This is a genomic window from Rhizobium atlanticum, from assembly GCF_030182485.1.
In the GTDB taxonomy this organism is placed as follows: domain Bacteria; phylum Pseudomonadota; class Alphaproteobacteria; order Rhizobiales; family Rhizobiaceae; genus Rhizobium.
The window spans coordinates 1-16,994 of record NZ_JAQJCJ010000002.1 but is presented as its reverse complement, the minus strand read 5'-3'; the positions used below and the strand labels follow the sequence as shown (position 1 = coordinate 16,994).

Below are 16,994 nucleotides of genomic sequence, written 5' to 3'. Positions count from 1 at the left end.
GATCCCTTATGCCGCTACTGAACCAACAGTGCCCGCCTTGGCGCGGAGGAAGAAGTCATCGGCACCGATCTGTCCGCCCTTCAGCATGACTTCGAGGCCATCGATCTCGGCGTCCCCTGGCGCCTCAAGGCGGCAGACGTGGCAATTCTGAACCTCATCGAAAACTGCGATCTCGAGCGCTTCCGCTCCGACTGTCCGTACCGCGTAGCTCGAACTGTCCCCGCCGGAGAAAACGATGCGGGGCAAGGAAATGACGCGGCGCACGGCCCGAGCAACGTCGCAGTAGATGGCTCCCAAGCGTTCCGCCGGCACATCGCCACCGGTCACGCGGCCCGACTCTCCGCGGGCCGTGTAGATGATTGTGGGGCGGCCACGATCAAGGCCTTCGACCGCCCTTAGAGCGACCTCCCGGGCAACAGCCACAGCCTGGTCGTCGGACTCAATCTTCGAAACATCCAGGTGGACCATCTTCCAGCCCGCAGCTTCCGCCGCCGCGATCTGGCGTCCAGTCTGGAGGGCGCAGCTGCCGGATAGCACCAGGAGATTTTCGACCCCGGTGATTTCGGTCTTCACCGGCATGGACGAAGTTAGCAGCCCCAATCGTGCCCAAAGCGCTCCAAGTTGTTGCGCAAGGCCTTGAGCTGCAAGCGCAAACATAGGGAGCTTGGGATACCGCGCCCAAAGCAAATCTGCGACAGCAGCGAGATCAGTGTTTTCGAGGCCATCGAAAATGACCCCTGCCCCCTCTTGAAAAGCCTTAAACACGCGCTCGTCCATGGCTGAACGGTTGCGGATCACGGGCAGCGTGACATTGATGAATTCCCTGTCCGTCTGCCCGGCCAGATGCATGCGCAAATCGGCCTCGTGCATCGGCGTCCTGGGATGGCACGACATGCTTGGGTGACGGTCAAGCCGCTCGATCCTGTCGGCGAAGCGCGCGAAATGATTTCCGAAACAGGTGTAACGCCCGAAGTCCGGAGTCGCAGCGAGGACCGAAACGTCCCTTTTTCCGAAGTGGACCGCGGCGCGCTCCAGCACGGCACCGTAGCTTCCAACGGTCGGCGACGAGTCGAACGTCGAGCAGATCTTGTATTGAATGAACGGACTGTCGAGGGTGCGGATGATCGAAAAGGCGCTGTTGAGTTCCTCATCGAGTTCAACTCCCGACAATGCCCGCGCGGTGCCGGCGAAACCAAGAACGTCATAGGATTGAGAATCCGCGGCCGCTTTCTCCACGGAAGGACGCGCCAGATACAGCTTGCCCTTCACACCGCTCCGACGGAACTGCGCCAGATTTTCGGACGAGCCCGTGAAGTCGTCGCCGTAAAACACGGCCTTGAGCCTACCAGCTGATGTCATCGGTTTCTCCCAATCTCCCGGCCGAGGATATCTGCCTCCGGTACTTCGGCCGTGCTCCACTCTTGACAATACTAATAGAAGCGGCTCATAACTCTGTCAAGGTCATACCTTATACCTCATACCTTATATCTCGAAAATGGAGGACAGAATGAGACTCTCTGGACGCACCGCGGTGGTGACCGGCGCAGGCCGAGGCATTGGACTAGCGATCGCCGAAGCCTACATTCGCGAAGGCGCGAACGTAGTCATCGTCGACCGGGATCGGGAGGTTGCCAACGAGGCGGCGGCGCGGCTGGGTGATCACGCGCTCGCCGTTCAAGCCGATATTTCGGTCAACGAAGATGTCGAGTCGATCGTTAAGGAAACGCTCGGCCGATTCGGCACGGTCGAGATTCTCGTTAACAACGCCGGCGTGGGGGCGACCACGCTGTTCCTCGAAAGCTCAAGGGAGGAATTCGAGCGCGTTGTCCGGATCAACCTGACGGGGACATTTCTCGTGGCGCAGGCGTTCGCGCGGATTATGGCGGCCAAAGGCTATGGGAGGATCATCAACATTGCTTCACTCTCCGGTCAGAAGGGCGGTGTTGGCCGTTCGGCTTATGGTGCCTCAAAGGCAGGCGTCGAGCTCCTCACCAAGGTGATGGCGGTCGAACTCGCGGAATCAGGCATCAATGTGAACAACATTGCGCCCGGTCCGATATTGACCGAAGTGTCGAAGGTCATGCATACCGTCGAAACGCGCGAAGCCTATCATCGACTTGTTCCGCAACGCCGTTACGGCGAGCCCTCGGAGATCGCCGACGCCGCGGTGTTCCTGGCGAGCGACGATGCTGCCTACATCACCGGGCACACCTTGAACGTCGATGGCGGATTCTTGGCCGCTGGCCTGATGTTCCCGTTCGACCCGAAAGCCTCGAAGCGACTGGGACAAATCAGCGAGTAGCCTCGATAAGTGGCCAGCTCGACCGTTGGGCATTTGTCGCAAAACGCAAAACGCGGTATGACCTCGTACCTTCCTCAATTCTGAATGGAGCGTGACCAGGAATGCTGTCTGTTGATCCCAAAAAAATCCCAAGCAGGTTGGACATAGCGCTCGACTATATTACGGGCGAAATTGCCAATGGAAACCTTGGGCCCGGTGACAAACTTCCCAATGAAAAGGAGCTGGCCCAGCTTCTCGGCATCAGCCGCACGCCGATCAGAGAGGCGATCAAGACCCTTGCGGTGTCGGGGCTCGTGGAGACGCGCCATGGATTCGGCAACTACATCCGCAAGGATGAAGGCCTTCCGGCGATGCCGCTCGCGATGTTCCAGCTCTACCTTCAGAGTTCGACACCCGAAATGCTGATGGAGCTGCGGTATATTTTCGACCGCAACTGTTCGGAACTCGCCTCGTTGCGGCGCACGGACGAAGATCTCGCCACCATGAGGGAGTGCATCGACCGCCTGAGAAGGCTATCCGATGATCCGAACTCCGCGATTGAAGACCTCCTCAAGGCCGACCTCGATTTCCACCGCGCCATATACAAGGCCGCCGGCAACCCATTGATCGTGGTGATCGCCGACTTCGTCCTGACCATGGTCGCGCCGTGGGTGCAGAAGTCGCTCGAGGTCAGCGGCAAGTGGCGTGCTGTCGGTCTGCATGAACGCATGTTCGAAATGATCCGCGACAGGAAGACCGGCGATCTTAGCCGCGAGAGCGTCGAGGAAAACATGGAACACTTTCGCACGTCGTTGCTGAAATGACGACTTGAGCCGGAGGACAGCGCGTCGCGCGTCCCGCCGTTCCGCCCAGGCCGCACTGCCGCCGTCACGGGGTGCTGCCCCGGGCACCTAAACTCCGCGGCGCTCGATGAGAGGCGCATCGAATGGGCAGCCGGCGACATAGAGAACCACCCTTCCCTATCGCGTTGCGCGGGATGTTGGCCCGATCGTCAGCATGATCGACGGGGCCGAACTCGCGGCGGCGTTGAAGCTGCCGCACTCGCCTCGCGGACAGCCAAACGCCGTGCCGATCGACTAACTGCGAGAAATCGGCGCGCTGGCATGATATTTGTTGTCCAGGTTGTCAATCGCCCTGACATTGCCCGCAGATTGGCCACCTTCATCGAACGTTTTACCCAGGAACATGTCGGCGATCGCCTTGGCATGCTCCGATCCTATCACACGGGCACCCATCGTGATGATCTGCGCGTTATTCGACAGGGCAGCCCGCTCGGCGGAGTAGGTATCATGCGTCAGAGCGGCCCGGATGCCGGGAACCTTATTCGCTGCGATGCAGACGCCAATTCCGGTTCCACAAACGAGAATGGCCTTGTCATACGTGCCATCGAGAACGCCCGAGGCCACGCGTTCGGACAGATTGGCATAAAAGGCATCGGGGCCCGAATCGGTCCTTGATACCTCATAAACGTCGAAGCGGCCTTTCAGGTGTTCGGCCAAAACCTTGGCGAGACCTTCGCCAGCGCTGTCTCCTGCAACGGCAACCTTCATGTCCTTCTCCTTAGAGTTTGGCGGCGCATTTCCCAAGGATGTCGAGGTAGGTCTCGACGTTCCATGCCGAACGGCCTATGAAAAGCCCGTCAACATGCGGGCTCGAAATCAGTTCTTCGCAATTTTGCGGGTTGACCGAGCCGCCATACAGGCAGGGCACTTTCCGGCCGATTGCCGCCTCGGCGACCGCAATAATTTCGGCGTGACGCGCGTCAGCGTAGTCAGCGGTCGCCGGAACGCCCGTCTCACCGATCGCCCAGACGGGCTCATAGGCAAAGAGGATCTCCGCCTCCTTCTGCGCAGCGGTCAACTTCGAAAGCGCGCCACGCACCTGGGTAGCCAGAATTTTCGAAGCGTTTCCGCTGTCGCGGTCTCTCAACGTCTCGCCTATGCAGATCAGCGGAATGAAACCGTGCCGGACGGCGGCCTCTGTCTTCAACGCCACTGTTTCGTCAGTCTCGCCAAAATGTTCACGTCGCTCGGAGTGGCCTAGTTCGACCAGATCAAGCTTGCAGTCCTTCAGCATCAGCGGCGAGACTTCGCCCGTCCACGCGCCCCGCTCGGCCCAATGCATATTCTGGGCGCCGACCTTTACGGAGGTCTCTGCAAGCATCGCCTTGACCTCGCGAAGAACCGTGAAAGCCGGAATGACGAAGCGCTGGATGCGTGGATGATCCGTCGAGCCTGACTTGAGACCGCGCACAAATTGCTCGGCGTCGGCAAGCGCCTTGTTCATCTTCCAGCTGGTGCCAATCCAGATGCGTTTCTTCTCGGTCATGTCCCGCTTCACCGCGTTTCCATTTCAGTTGAGATTGCAGGACCTATAGCGACCCGGCGCGATACCGCTTCGCCATTTCTGCAAGTGGGATGACGTTGATCGAGCTTGCGCGCCCGGCCGTTCCGAAGGCCTCGAATCTCTCGCGACAAAGCTTTGTCAGCGCCGTCATTGCAGGCTTCAGATACTTACGAGGATCGAATTCTGTCGGGTCCTCGGCAAGCACTCTGCGTACCTGGCCCGTCATCGACATACGGCAATCCGTGTCGATGTTGACCTTTCGCACGCCGTGTCGGAATCCCCGCAAGATTTCCTCGAGGGGCACACCCCAAGTTGGCTTCATCCGGCCGCCGAACTGATTGAAGATTTCCTGCAACTCCTCCGGCACGCTCGAAGAACCATACATGACAAGATGCGTGTTCGGCAGCTTCCGGTGGATCGCCTCGATTACGTCCATTGCGAGAACATCGCCGTCCGGCCTGCGTGAGAATTTGTAGGCGCCGTGGCTCGTTCCCATTGCGACGGCAAGCGCGTCCACCTTCGTCTCCTTGACGAATTTCGCGGCCTCGTCCGGATCGGTCAGAAGCTGATGCGGATCCAGCTTGCCTTCAACGCCGTGACCATCTTCGGCCTCGCCCATACCGGTCTCCAGCGAGCCTAGGACACCAAGCTCCCCTTCAACCGAGACGCCTGCCCAATGAGCGATATCGCTGACGTCTTTCGTGACCTTGACGTTATAGTCCCAATCCGCCGGCGTCTTTCCGTCCGCGCGGATCGACCCGTCCATCATCACTGACGTAAAGCCATGTTGGATTGCAGTGACGCAGGTGCTGGGTTCATTCCCGTGGTCGAGATGGACGCACACCGGAATATGCGGGTAGATCTCCGTCACCGCATCCATCATGTGTTTGAGCATGATGTCGTTGACATAGGCCCGCGCCCCACGGCTCGCCTGCAGAATGACAGGCGAATCCGTGTCATCTGCCGCTTCCATAATGGCGAGCGCCTGCTCCATATTGTTGATGTTGAACGCCGGGACGCCGTAGCCTTGTTCTGCAGCGTCGTCCAACAGTTGGCGAAGAGTAATCTTGGCCATGAAATCTCACTCGCTGGTTGGATTGGAATTGAGATAGCTTGCGATCAATTCGACCTCGGTCGCCGAACCGAAGACCAGCGGCGTGCGGCAGTGGTGGGAGGTCGGGACCTTGTCCAAAATCGCTGAAGTGCCATCCGTCGCCAGCCCTCCAGCCTGCTCCATCAGGAACGCGATGGGGTTTGCCTCGTAAACCAGGCGAAGCCGCCCATTTTGGTACCCCGGTCGCTTGTCGGCGGCGTAGAAAAATACACCACCTCTGAGCAGGATCCGGTGGAGCTCGCCGACGGCGGACCCGAGCCAGCGCATGTTGAAATCGCGGCCACGCGCTCCGTCCTTGCCAGCCAAACAATCCTGAAGATACAAGCTCAGACCAGGTTGAAGGTGGCGGTGGTTGGAGGCGTTATATGCAAGCTCCGAAGTGTCGCGAGGTATTTGGACCTGCCTTCTCACGATCAAGAACTCGCCGGTCTGCGGATGCATCGTTGCCAGCAGGACACCCTCTCCTACCGCGAAGCCCAGATCCACCGTATTGCCGAAGGACACATAACCCGCGGCGACCTGTCGCTTTCCGGGGAGCAGAAAAGGGTCTTCCCCTTCGCTAAGTGGGAGGATCGAGAAGATCGTCCCGACGGGTGTGCCCAATCCGACATTCCCTGAACCGTCGATCGGATCGATCGCGACGGCGAAACGCTGCCCCTTAAACAGAAGCGGCGCGTCGGCCTCCTCGGACAAGACCTGCGCAGCCCCTGCTCGTTCCAGAATCTCGAGGAACAATTCGTGCGACGAGACGTCGATGGTCTTTTGCGCATCTCCGTCGGAATTGGCTCCGACCAGCCGCGCAGGATCGCCCTCGAGAGAACCCGCCGCGATGCGCTCGGACAAAAGACATGCGGCATCCAAGACACCGTTGATCAATGCCGCCACGCCCTGTCGGGCCGTGTCCTCAGCGGCCCAGGTCGAAAGGTACGCATCAACCGATCCATGCAGGACTTGGGCTTGGTCGTTCGCGAGAGTTAGCGGCGCGCTCATTCGTCACCCCTCACCCTTGCGACGGCGCGAGCGACGATCGCCTCACGAGTGATCCCGAACTTTTCGTACAATGTCTCCGCCGGCGCGGAAGCGCCGAAGCCGGACATCCCGATCACGTCGTCTTCACTGTCGACATACCTGGTCCAGCCGAACTTCGAGAGCGCCTCCACGGCGATGCGTGGTGCGTCTCCCAGGACCGCATTCCGGTAGTCCTTGGCCTGCCGTTCGAAGAGGTCCCAACTCGGCATCGACACGACCGAGGCTGGAATGTTTCTCGCCTCCAACTCCTCGGCGGCCTCGATCGCAAGTGCGACCTCCGTTCCGGTGGCAATGAGCGTGACGGCGCGCTCGCGACTGGCTTCCCGCATCACGTAGGCTCCCCGTGCGCAGCGATTGATGCCATCACGCTCCGAGCGGAGCTGAGGAACATTCTGTCGCGAGAGCGCCAGAATGGACGGGGTGTTCTTACTGGTTATCGCAAGATCCCAGCATTCGAGCGTTTCGATCGTGTCCGCGGGCCGGAACACGTGCAAGTTTGGCATGGCCCTAAGACTTGCGAGATGCTCGACGGGCTGGTGGGTCGGGCCGTCTTCGCCGAGACCGATGGAGTCATGGGTCATCACGAAGATGGAGCGGACGCCCATCAGGGCTGCCACGCGAATGGCATTGCGGCAGTAGTCCGAGAATACCAGGAAGGTGCCGCCATACGGTATGAAGCCGCCGTGAACCGCCATGCCGTTCATCGCGGCGGCCATGGCGAATTCTCTCACGCCATAGCTGACATAACGTCCGCTTTCAGCGGCGGTAAAATCGCTGTCCACGGCGGGAACCCGGGTCAGATTCGAGTGGGTAAGGTCTGCCGAGCCGCCGATCATTTCGGGAATCAACTCCGTCAGCGCCTCCAGTGCAATCTGGCTCGCCTTGCGCGTGGCCACCGATTGCGGTTTGTCGAGCAGCTTTGCCTTGGCAGCACTCACCGCGTCCGTGTATTGCGGCGGCAACGAGCCCGTGGTGCGACGCTGAAATTCGCTTTTGACGTCTGCCTCGGCTGCGTCGAGCTGTGCTTCCCACTCCTTGCGAGCCGTAGCACCCTTTCCACCGATCTCGCGCCATGTTTTCAGGATTTGAGTGGGAATCTCGAAAGGATCTGCCGTCCAACCGTAGACTGCCTTTGTCGCGGCGGCTTCGCTCGCGCCCAGCGGCGCGCCATGCACCGAACTGGTTCCTGCCTTTGAGGGCGAGCCGTATCCGATGATGGTTTTCAAAGCGATAAGGGACGGTCGCGATGCTTCCGCTTTCGCGTTCGAGATCGCTGCGTCGATCGCTTCAGGGTCATGACCATCGACGCGTTGCGTGTGCCATCCGTATGCATCGAATCTCGCGAGCACATCCTCCGAAAACGCGATGGCAGTTGAGCCGTCGATTGTGATGGAGTTGTCGTCGTAGAGCACGACCAGCTTGCCTAGCTGAAGATGGCCCGCCAGCGAGGCGGCTTCCTGACCGACGCCTTCCATGAGGCATCCGTCTCCGCAGAAGACGTAGGTGTGGTGATCGACAAGTCCAGCGCCGAATTCAGCCGCCAAGCGCCGCTCCGCAATAGCCATTCCGACAGCGGACGCAATTCCCTGTCCCAGCGGACCCGTTGTCGTCTCGACGCCCGCTGTGTGGCCGTATTCCGGGTGGCCCGGCGTTTTGGAGCCCCATTGGCGGAAATTGCGAATCTCCTCGACGGGCAGATCTCTGTATCCGGTAAGGTGAAGGACGCTGTAGAGCAGCATCGAGCCGTGGCCATTCGACAAGACGAACCGATCGCGGTCCGGCCACGCGGGTTCACTCGCGTCGAATTTGAGGTGCCTGCCGAAGAGGACCGCCGCGGCATCAGCCATACCCATCGGCATGCCGGGGTGACCGGATTTTGCCGCCTCCACTCCGTCGATCGACAAGACTCGAATGGCATTCGCGAGATCGCGGATCGAAACTGCTGTCAACTCTTCCTCCCCTTTTACTGAACCTAATGTGACAAACTTTTTGCAAAATCACAATAGTAAACCACAAAAACACATGATGTCTGTTATTTTGTAAGGATCCGCAACATCTTAGTGCCACACCTTGTCTCTCAATGGATCATACGTCATACCTTACCTGGGGCACACGACGCTTGGGAGGCGGCTCCTGTCTTGGTCGGATATTGGGGAGATGGACGTGACTTTAACTCACGCGGCAGAAGCGGTTTCGACGACTACGTCTGCCCCCACACCACGTGCCTCTGGCTCAACTGCTTTTGGCCGGCAGGCAGGAGACTTCAACTCCGAGCTTCACGCTCGTCCGTCGATTTATTTTATCGGTCCCGCAATCGTCGAGCACGTTGCATTCATGCCGTTAGATGGAACGATCAAGGAGTTCCACGACAGCCTCGAAGCCGAAGGTGAGATTTCGGTCCGAGTCGAACGGCATACCGAGTTCGTGACGATCACACGCGTGCGAAAATTGGCGTCTGAACCCGAGCGTTGGCCCGAACCGGATCTCACGGAAGACGATTTTGCGCGGCTGGCGGGGTTGAACTCTCCTCGGCTTGTTTGCCACGCCAGTATCCTTGTCCTAGGCAACCCTCCTGACCAACTGGGACCGGTTTTGAAAACCTTCGATTTCGGCGATACCGCCGCCTCGTCGATCGGTGGTGGGTCGGCCCAAGTCTGCTCGGACTTCCGCGTTCGAGGGGACAATTCAAGCAGGATCATCCTCTTCAACAAGGATCTGAATGCGCATCGCCTGGGACGTATGGTGCGCCGTATCTTTGAGATCGAAACTTATAGGTCGATGGCGCTACTTGCGCTGCCGGAGGCGCGACGTCTCGCCCCGCTTCTCGGTAGTTACGATGCGGAACTCGTTCAGCTGACCAATCGCAACTTGAGAACACCTGCGCATCAGCACAAGCAGTTGCTTGAGGAGATCACCGTCCTATCGTCGCATATCATTTCGGCCACTGCCGAAACCAGAAACAGGTTCGGAGCGACCGCTGCCTACGCCAAAATCGTCGAAGAGAGGATAGCCCTCTTGCGGGAAACCCATGTGACCGGCTTCCAACGTTTCGGTACCTTCGTAGAGCGGCGATTCAAGCCGGCGGTCCGTAGTTGCGAAGCAACGTCCTTGAGGCTTGAGCACCTATCACGAGCAACGATGCACCTGCTCGACCTGCTGCAGACGCGGATTCAGGTCGAGATTGAGTTCCAGAACGCGACGCAGATTCAGGCAATGGCTGATCGCGCTGCGACACAGGTTAAAATCCAGCGCGCGGTCGAAGGCTTTTCGATCATCGCGATAAGCTACTATTTGCTGAGCTTGATGAAATTTATATATGAGACTGCGGACCACGCCGGGTATCATTTCGATCCCGTGATCATGCTTGTTGCTGTTCCAGTGGTGGTGGGAGCTGTTGCGATCACGATCCTCCGCGTCAAGCATGCTCTGAAAACAGAAAACGAAAGCTAGGGCGCTGACGGAGCCTCCGATCGCGCCAAAGACAATGCAGGCGACGACAATTTCGAGTTATTCGATAAACTGCAGTCGAGTATCGCGGCCAGCCGCACGAGCAGGCGGGGCAAAGGGTTCGTGCCTGGGGAGCTATAGTGTGGGGTTTAGGGGGTTCGGTTACCCTTCGTTTGCAGTTGAACGGAATCGAACCGGGGATCCCTCGCCGGAAATAGCTAGTGTTTGGCAATAGGGAATTTTGCGATCTTCTTCGCACGGAATGTGAACACAACGGCAACAGACCGTGCGCCCGGGGAAGCTCTCGCCATGCCAGAACCATTGACCCCGCTATTTCAGTGTCAGTGGCGTAAAAGATATTCGGCAACCGGCACACAGAAACTTAGGCGATCGGCTCCGTCCTGATGAAAATCAAGGGTCCCCGAGAATACGTCTGGAGTGGAAGAGCCGTCGCCGGGGCCTCGACACCCGATGGGGCGCTGCAATGTTCAGCCGGTATGGATTGCCAGCAGATCAGCATAGACCGTCTGGTTGCTCGCCAGCACTGGATGGCCCTGCAGCAAGGCTTCGCCTTCAGCCGGGAAGGTTAGATGAGTTCCACCTGCCTCCCTGACGAGGCAGTAGCCGGCCATGCAATCCCAGGCACGCATATGAGGCTCGTAATAGCCAACAAGCCGGCGTTGAGAAGGTCGAAGAACATGTCTCGGATGCCCGATCGAAGGGCGCCCGGGTTATGCTGGGAGGCGGTCGGCACGAGCGCGGCGGGAACTTCTTCCAACCGACCGTGCTTGCGGACGTAACCAGTCGAATGCTGCTCGCAAACGAAGAGACGTTCGGCCCTGTCGCGCCGCTTTTTCGTTTCACTGATGAGGACGATGTTATTCGCCAGGCAAATAACACCGAATTTGGTTTGGCTTCCTACTTCTACGCACGTGATTTTTCGCGCGTCTTCCGTGTTGCCGAAGCGCTTGAATACGGCATGGTCGGTGTAAACACCGGGCTTATCTCTACTGCCGAAGCACCCTTTGGCGGGGTAAAGTCATCTGGCCTTGGTCGTGAAGGTTCGCGATATGGTATGGAAGAGTTCCTGGAACTCAAGTACGTATGCCTGTCTGTTTGATATCATACGTGCTGCCGTGTTGATGGGTGAATCACAACACCTCATGCCAGGACATGATTTGGTGACACGAAAACGGAAGTTTGAGGCGCTCCAAGCGTCTCATGTTGTCCTTGACCACAAGCGGGCACCGGCCTCGAAAGCTCACGTTGTGCCAGCGACATAGGAACTATCCAATCGAGCGAAACGGCTGTGGACTGACCTAGTCCGATATCGGCTTATCCAAGTGACGAAGGTCGAAGGAGACCTGCGATGCGCGGGAGACCTAATTCTTTTGGGTCGCTTTTCGCGCACCGTACATGCTCACAATCTTGGTCGGAAATCCGGAGAAGAGTCTGACGTCGGCGCTGTTCAAGCCCCCTTAGCTGATCAAGGGAGCACTATGGAACTGTTTTGGCGGATAGTTTCACGGTCGTGCCAAACTCTTACGGGTGTATAGGATTGATCGACAGCAGGCCTTCCGACGAAATCACGGGGACGATGTTGGTGTAATTTTCCATTTTTGGTATGTCGGGCAAATCAAGACCATGACCGGCGGCCGTAACGAGCATCACGTCCGCGCCTGCCGCGCGTCCGGCGATGGCACCAGCTTCAACATCCTCAAAAATAAGACAGTCTGCAGCCGAAACGCCCAGCCGCTTTGCTCCCAAAAGAAAACACTGAGGGTCCGGTTTACCGACCGCGACGTCGTCCCCGGTTACGATAACGCGAGGTATGGCCAGCCCGGCTGCCTCAAGTCGCCTCTGAGCGAGTTTTTTTGAAGCCGATGTGACAATCGCCCAACGATCATCGGGAAGCGCAGCTAGGAACTCTGCGGCTCCTGCTATCGCGACAACGCCCTCAACATCCTCGATCTCGGCATTGGTGATGTTTGCCGCTTCAATCTCCGGATCCAAGCCGGGGAGTTCCAGTCGACGAATAGTGTCGATCGCTCTTTGGCCATGCATTGTTGGCAAGAACGCGATTGGATCCAGCCCTTGGCGTTGCGCCCACGTACCCCAAACTCGTTCGGCAGCTGCTATCGAAGTAAGAAGCGTGCCGTCCATATCGAAAAGGAAGGCTGAGAATTGCTTGTCTTGATCGAATTTCAAGGGGTAGGTATCCTTATCTGGTACGGGCTATGCGATGGCGAGGCGGGGAGTTTGGCCCTAAGCTGCTCTTTCAGTCTGAACGACTGGCATTTCATTCAACGCAAAGGAATCTACCAGCTGAACGAGGTCGTCGACTTGCTCCGCAAGCCGGCGGGTCGCTGCGCCGGCCTCCTCAGCCATTGCAGCATTGAGTTGAGTCACTCTTTCCATGGTTCCGACGGCGTCATTGATCTCGCTGAGGCTCTTTGCCTGGCTTTGGCTTGAAAGGGCGAGTTGGTCGACATCCCGCGAAACGTCGCCAATCTTCAGCGCAATATCGTCCAAAGCGTGGCCCGTTTGCTCGACAAACTTCACTCCGACGTCCACCTCGCCCGTCGAATGATGAATAAGCGCTCCGATTTCTTTCGCCGCCAAAGCGGCACGTTGGGCGAGTTCTCTGACTTCATGCGCGACGACAGCAAACCCCTTTCCTGCTTCTCCAGCTCGAGCAGCCTCAACACCGGCATTTAGCGCCAGAAGATTTGTCTGAAACGCGATCCCATCGATGACGGTGACGATACTCGTTATGCGATCGGATGCCTCCTTGATACGTGACATTGCGCCGATGGCATTCCTTACGATAACAAGTGAGCCATCTGCTTCCAGCTTGACCCGCTGTACAATGTCAGCGGCACTTGATGCACGCTTTGACGCTTCCCCGACAGTTATGGTGATCTCTTCGATTGCTGCCGCAGTTTGTTCAATCGAGCCTGCTTGCTGTTCGTTTCTCCGAGAAAGCTCTTCGGAGGCTTCTGCAAGTAGCCGGCCATTGGTATGAATTTCGGCTGACGTCGCCCGGACGTCGAGCATGGTCGAGCTCAGGCCGCTGATGGTGCTGTTAAAGTCTCGTCTGAGCGTATCAAGATCTCCAGCAAAAGAGACATCGATCATTTTTCGTAGGTCTCTGCTCGCTAGATTTCTCAGACCGTTTGCAAGTGACGTTACCGCCCGTTCGATGTTTTTCTGGGTCAGAGCTCGTTCTCGTTCATTTGTCTCCCGCTCCGCCTCTGCCATTCGATGAAGATCTTCCGTATGCGCCTGTATGGCAATCTTCTGGGCTGCGTTTTCCTTGAACACTGCAAGTGCACGCGCCATTTCACCAATTTCATCTTTTCGTCGGTCTCCTTCAATCTCGATGTCCAACGAACCGCCGGCCAGGCGGCGCATAATGTCGGTGATTGAGCCGATCGGCCGCTTGAGCGTGATGACGAGTGCAGTGCCTGATGCTATTGCGATGAAAAATCCAACAGCCATCGACGTCAGCGAGACTGAATTCGCCAGCGACCTTTCAGTCGCTGCCATTTGCCGTTGACCGTCCGCAAATGTGTCCATTAATTCCCAGATCTCGTTGATCTTGTCGGTCGCGGATCGATACTGCTTCTCGGAACCGGCTCGATTAGCTTCCAGTCCGACGGCACTTTCCCGTAAATCGTCGGCGATCGCCGTAACCGTATTTGGGACCTCGCCGAAGTAGGGATCGATCGAGACCAACTCCGTCAGCAAGCTTACCTCGCCCCTATAAACGAACAGGGCGCGTTCCACTGCCTTCACATTATCCTCAATTGGTTCACCCAGAATACTGGCAAAGGTGATTTTCACGTCGCTGCTGTTGCTCACGATAGACCGGAGCTTTTTCGTCACCTTGTCGGCGTCCAGTGCCCCCCCGTTTCGACCAGCCAGATCGGCGGCGGCTTGATCGACGGCTGCCACGCTCGCCGCTCTCAATTTTTTTGATAAGCCGGCCAGCTCGTTTGCGATAGCCGACTCCTCAAGCTGGCTCGCCGTTTCCTGGACACCGTTTGCTTTGAGGAACGCGATCATCCGGTCGGCCATACCGGACCCGCCTCGCACAGCGAATGAATTTAGAAGACGATCCGATTTTGACAGATTGTGTGCGAAATCTTCAAAGGCCTTTCGTACAGCTGTTCCTTCTGAACGAAAATACCAACCCTCCCTCGACCGGAGTTGTATTTCGAGATCTTCGCAGTCATTGAGAATCGATTGGAGGGCCAGTGTCTCGGAAAGCCTCGATTTTCGTTTATTTTCCAGCTGCGTAGCTTGCGCGACGATCTTGAATGCGTGTTTCCCAAGTTCCAGCTGCAGTGAATTCAGTGCGTCCAGCTGTCTGGAAATATTATCTGTCAGCCGCGACCGATCCTGCCGAATCCTCCATATTTCACTTATGTATGACAGGATTGTTCGCGTAGCCTCCTGCGCCTTCCGCAATTCAACAACATCTTTGGCGTCCGGAGTTCCTCCGATGGCGCGGTCGATTTCGCTGATCTGCGCTGCGGTTATACTGGAGGCTTGCGTGAATGTTTCATCGTTGGGCTCGCGAAGAAACGCCGTAATGCCGGCATAAACACCTTTGAACCCTGAGAGCAGCCGGACCACGTCATTCGATACGTTCAATCGCGCTTCCAGTACCCTTGTCGCATAAAGTCCCGTGGCGCCGACTGCAGCGATAGTGATCAACAGCGGCAGAACCAGTATCACGACCTTCGTCTGGATTCTGAACCGCGCAAGAATTTTGTCCATTTCGCCCCCCAAAGGTATTTTTCTCTCCGAGCCGAGATACCCTGGCATGAATTACTTAAGTTTACCTTTCAGTTTTACATATTGCCAGTGAGCGATCAAAATGTTCACGCTATCGAGCGGAATACGAGAATAGGGCGCGCTTCATCAACTATTGGAATTCACAGAGACAAACGTTCTCCCTGAAATTAGGAGAAAACTGGATCGAGGGCGCCGGACGCATATCGCTCTGCCATCGCCGGAGCGGTAAGGGGCATAATGCGTTCCGCCATGCCGGCGGTGCCAAATTGCTCGAAGCGTTCCTTGCAAAGCTTGGTGAGCGCGGTCATTGCCGGCTTCAAATATTTACGGGGATCGAATTCGCCTGGATCTTCCTGCAAGACTCGACGGATCTGGCCGGTCATCGCCATCCTGCCGTCGGTGTCGATGTTTACCTTGCGCACGCCATTCTTGATCCCGCGCTGGATCTCTTCGATCGGCACACCCCAGGTGGGCCTTATCTGGCCGCCGTATTTGTTGATGATTTCCTGCAACTCGATCGGGACCGACGACGACCCGTGCATGACGAGATGCGTGTTCGGCAGCTTGCGGTGGATTTCTTCGATGACGCTCATCGCCAGCACCGAACCATCGGGCTTGCGAGTGAACTTGTAGGCGCCGTGCGAGGTCCCCATAGCGATCGCCAGCGCATCGACCCGTGTTTCGCGCACAAACTTCACTGCCTCGTCCGGGTCGGTCAGCAATTGGTCGTGTGAGAGTTTTCCTTCTGCGCCGTGGCCGTCCTCGGCCTCACCCATGCCGGTCTCGAGAGAGCCAAGTACGCCAAGCTCACCTTCGACCGAAATGCCGCCGAGATGCGCCATCTCGGCCACTCTCTTGGTCACGCCGACATTATATTCCCAGTCGGCAGGTGTCTTCGCATCCGCCTTCAAAGAGCCGTCCATCATGACCGAGGTGAAACCTGCCTGGATTGCCGTCATGCAGCTTGCCGCGTCGTTGCCATGGTCGAGATGCACGCAAACCGGGATGTGCGGATAGATTTCGACGACTGCATCCATCATGTGCTTCAGCATGATGTCGTGGGCATATGCGCGCGCGCCGCGTGATGCTTGGATGATGACAGGAGCATCAGCCGCATCCGCTGCCTCCATGATGGCGAGCGCCTGCTCCATATTGTTGATATTGAAGGCGGGCACGCCGTAACCTTCCTCCGCCGCGTGGTCCAGCAACTGTCTCAGGGTTATCCTTGCCATCCAACTCCCTCCCGCGGCTTTCCTCGAACGCCGCCTATATTTTTCGCGAAAACAATTAAGCCAAGTCCTAAGTTGCCTCAGGCATTCAGCACACGACCATAGGCATCGAGCGCCGCTTCCTTCATGGTTTCCGAAACCGTGGGATGCGGGAAGATCGTATGCATCAGCTCTTCCTCGGTCGTTTCGAGGTTCATGGCAACGACGAAGCCCTGGATGAGCTCGGTAACTTCGGCGCCGACCATGTGGGCGCCGAGCAGTTCGCCGGTCTTCTTGTCGAAGATCACCTTCACCATGCCCTGATCTTCGCCGAGCGCGATCGCCTTGCCGTTCGCCGCAAAGGAGAAGCGGCCGACGCGGATGTCGCGGCCCAGCTCCTTGGCCTTGGCTTCCGTGAGACCGACGGAAGCGACCTGCGGATTGCAGTAGGTGCAGCCCGGCACCTTGCCCTTGTCGGTGGGATGAACATTCGGCAGGCCGGCGATTTTTTCGACGCAGACGACGCCCTCATGCTCGGCCTTGTGGGCCAGCATCGGCGGGCCGGCGACATCACCGATCGCATAGATGCCCGCGACATTGGTCTTGCCGTAACCGTCGGCGACGACGCAGCCGCGGTCGGTCTTGATGCCGAGCGCCTCCAGGCCGAGGTTTTCGATATTGCCCTGAACGCCGACAGCCGAAATCATCCGGTCGGCGGTGATCTGCTGGACCTTGCCGTCTGCAG

At 57.8% G+C, this 16,994-nt stretch carries 13 protein-coding genes and 2 pseudogenes; 4 read left to right on the top strand and 11 right to left on the bottom strand.

Translation table 11 applies throughout. The annotated features are described in order from the left end of the window. Nucleotides 1-6 precede the first annotated feature (6 nt). Nucleotides 7-1,332 carry a four-carbon acid sugar kinase family protein gene (locus tag PH551_RS02485; RefSeq protein WP_285191723.1) on the bottom strand — a complete coding sequence of 442 codons (1,326 nt, stop codon included), beginning with the start codon at nucleotides 1,330-1,332 and terminating at the stop codon, nucleotides 7-9. Between the two features lie 175 nt (nucleotides 1,333-1,507). On the opposite strand from PH551_RS02485, the gene PH551_RS02480 reads away from it, so the two are divergent. Further along, complete coding sequence (locus tag PH551_RS02480; protein WP_285192118.1) at nucleotides 1,508-2,302, top strand: SDR family NAD(P)-dependent oxidoreductase; 795 nt, start codon at nucleotides 1,508-1,510, stop codon at nucleotides 2,300-2,302. A gap of 101 nt (nucleotides 2,303-2,403) precedes the next feature. After that, on the top strand, nucleotides 2,404-3,105 hold the full coding sequence (locus PH551_RS02475) for a FadR/GntR family transcriptional regulator (protein WP_285191722.1): 702 nt from the start codon (nucleotides 2,404-2,406) through the stop codon (nucleotides 3,103-3,105). Nucleotides 3,106-3,378: 273 nt separating this feature from the next. On the opposite strand, the gene derI is transcribed toward PH551_RS02475, so the two are convergent. Genes derI through tkt form a run of 5 tightly spaced genes read right to left on the bottom strand, consistent with a single transcriptional unit; the run spans nucleotide 3,379 to nucleotide 8,740 of the window. After that, a complete protein-coding gene (gene derI / locus PH551_RS02470; protein ID WP_285191721.1) occupies nucleotides 3,379-3,852 on the bottom strand; it encodes a D-erythrulose-4-phosphate isomerase in 474 nt (157 codons plus the stop codon). 10 nt (nucleotides 3,853-3,862) lie between these two features. Beyond that, a complete protein-coding gene (locus PH551_RS02465; protein WP_285191720.1) occupies nucleotides 3,863-4,630 on the bottom strand; it encodes a triose-phosphate isomerase in 768 nt (255 codons plus the stop codon). A 43-nt stretch (nucleotides 4,631-4,673) separates the two neighbouring features. After that, entirely contained in the window at nucleotides 4,674-5,723 is a 1,050-nt protein-coding gene (gene fba / locus PH551_RS02460; protein WP_285191719.1) for a class II fructose-bisphosphate aldolase, read from the bottom strand. Between the two features lie 6 nt (nucleotides 5,724-5,729). Beyond that, nucleotides 5,730-6,752 (bottom strand): class 1 fructose-bisphosphatase, encoded by a 1,023-nt coding sequence (locus PH551_RS02455; protein ID WP_285191718.1) that lies wholly within the window; start codon nucleotides 6,750-6,752, stop codon nucleotides 5,730-5,732. Further along, complete coding sequence (gene tkt / locus PH551_RS02450; RefSeq protein ID WP_285191717.1) at nucleotides 6,749-8,740, bottom strand: transketolase; 1,992 nt, start codon at nucleotides 8,738-8,740, stop codon at nucleotides 6,749-6,751. The genes PH551_RS02455 and tkt overlap by 4 nt, the downstream gene beginning before the upstream one ends. Before the next feature lie 208 nt (nucleotides 8,741-8,948). Here tkt and PH551_RS02445 point away from each other — a divergent pair, with 208 nt between their 5' ends. Beyond that, nucleotides 8,949-10,241 (top strand): DUF3422 domain-containing protein, encoded by a 1,293-nt coding sequence (locus PH551_RS02445; protein WP_285191716.1) that lies wholly within the window; start codon nucleotides 8,949-8,951, stop codon nucleotides 10,239-10,241. Nucleotides 10,242-10,726: 485 nt separating this feature from the next. Here the strand turns inward: PH551_RS02445 and PH551_RS02440 are convergent. Continuing rightward, nucleotides 10,727-10,915, bottom strand: a pseudogene (locus PH551_RS02440) (inositol monophosphatase family protein); the annotation flags it as partial. Between PH551_RS02440 and PH551_RS02435 the strand changes: the two are divergent. Beyond that, a pseudogene (locus tag PH551_RS02435) lies at nucleotides 10,909-11,358 on the top strand (aldehyde dehydrogenase family protein); the annotation flags it as partial. The pseudogenes PH551_RS02440 and PH551_RS02435 sit on opposite strands and share 7 nt — an antisense overlap. 422 nt (nucleotides 11,359-11,780) lie before the next feature. Here PH551_RS02435 and PH551_RS02430 read toward each other — a convergent pair. The 4 genes from PH551_RS02430 to PH551_RS02415 form a co-directional block, all read right to left on the bottom strand. Beyond that, on the bottom strand, nucleotides 11,781-12,401 hold the full coding sequence (locus PH551_RS02430) for an HAD-IA family hydrolase (RefSeq protein WP_483315405.1): 621 nt from the start codon (nucleotides 12,399-12,401) through the stop codon (nucleotides 11,781-11,783). A gap of 102 nt (nucleotides 12,402-12,503) precedes the next feature. Continuing rightward, on the bottom strand, nucleotides 12,504-15,023 hold the full coding sequence (locus tag PH551_RS02425) for a methyl-accepting chemotaxis protein (RefSeq protein WP_285191713.1): 2,520 nt from the start codon (nucleotides 15,021-15,023) through the stop codon (nucleotides 12,504-12,506). A gap of 185 nt (nucleotides 15,024-15,208) precedes the next feature. Beyond that, nucleotides 15,209-16,273 (bottom strand): class II fructose-bisphosphate aldolase, encoded by a 1,065-nt coding sequence (gene fba / locus PH551_RS02420; RefSeq protein WP_285191712.1) that lies wholly within the window; start codon nucleotides 16,271-16,273, stop codon nucleotides 15,209-15,211. A 77-nt stretch (nucleotides 16,274-16,350) separates the two neighbouring features. Next, on the bottom strand, nucleotides 16,351-16,994 hold a 644-nt coding region (locus PH551_RS02415; RefSeq protein ID WP_285191711.1), incomplete at its 5' end, for an FAD-dependent oxidoreductase.

What these genes read in the sequence shown, in the direction of transcription:
- PH551_RS02455 (WP_285191718.1), bottom strand. Translation starts at nt 6,752, where the DNA reads ATGAGCGCGCCGCTAACTCTCGCGAACGACCAAGCCCAAGTCCTGCAT.
- derI (WP_285191721.1), bottom strand. Translation starts at nt 3,852, where the DNA reads ATGAAGGTTGCCGTTGCAGGAGACAGCGCTGGCGAAGGTCTCGCCAAG.
- fba (WP_285191712.1), bottom strand. Translation starts at nt 16,273, where the DNA reads ATGGCAAGGATAACCCTGAGACAGTTGCTGGACCACGCGGCGGAGGAA.
- PH551_RS02465 (WP_285191720.1), bottom strand. Translation starts at nt 4,630, where the DNA reads ATGACCGAGAAGAAACGCATCTGGATTGGCACCAGCTGGAAGATGAAC.
- PH551_RS02425 (WP_285191713.1), bottom strand. Translation starts at nt 15,023, where the DNA reads ATGGACAAAATTCTTGCGCGGTTCAGAATCCAGACGAAGGTCGTGATA.
- PH551_RS02475 (WP_285191722.1), top strand. Translation starts at nt 2,404, where the DNA reads ATGCTGTCTGTTGATCCCAAAAAAATCCCAAGCAGGTTGGACATAGCG.
- PH551_RS02445 (WP_285191716.1), top strand. Translation starts at nt 8,949, where the DNA reads ATGGACGTGACTTTAACTCACGCGGCAGAAGCGGTTTCGACGACTACG.
- fba (WP_285191719.1), bottom strand. Translation starts at nt 5,723, where the DNA reads ATGGCCAAGATTACTCTTCGCCAACTGTTGGACGACGCTGCAGAACAA.
- PH551_RS02480 (WP_285192118.1), top strand. Translation starts at nt 1,508, where the DNA reads ATGAGACTCTCTGGACGCACCGCGGTGGTGACCGGCGCAGGCCGAGGC.
- PH551_RS02430 (WP_483315405.1), bottom strand. Translation starts at nt 12,401, where the DNA reads ATGGACGGCACGCTTCTTACTTCGATAGCAGCTGCCGAACGAGTTTGG.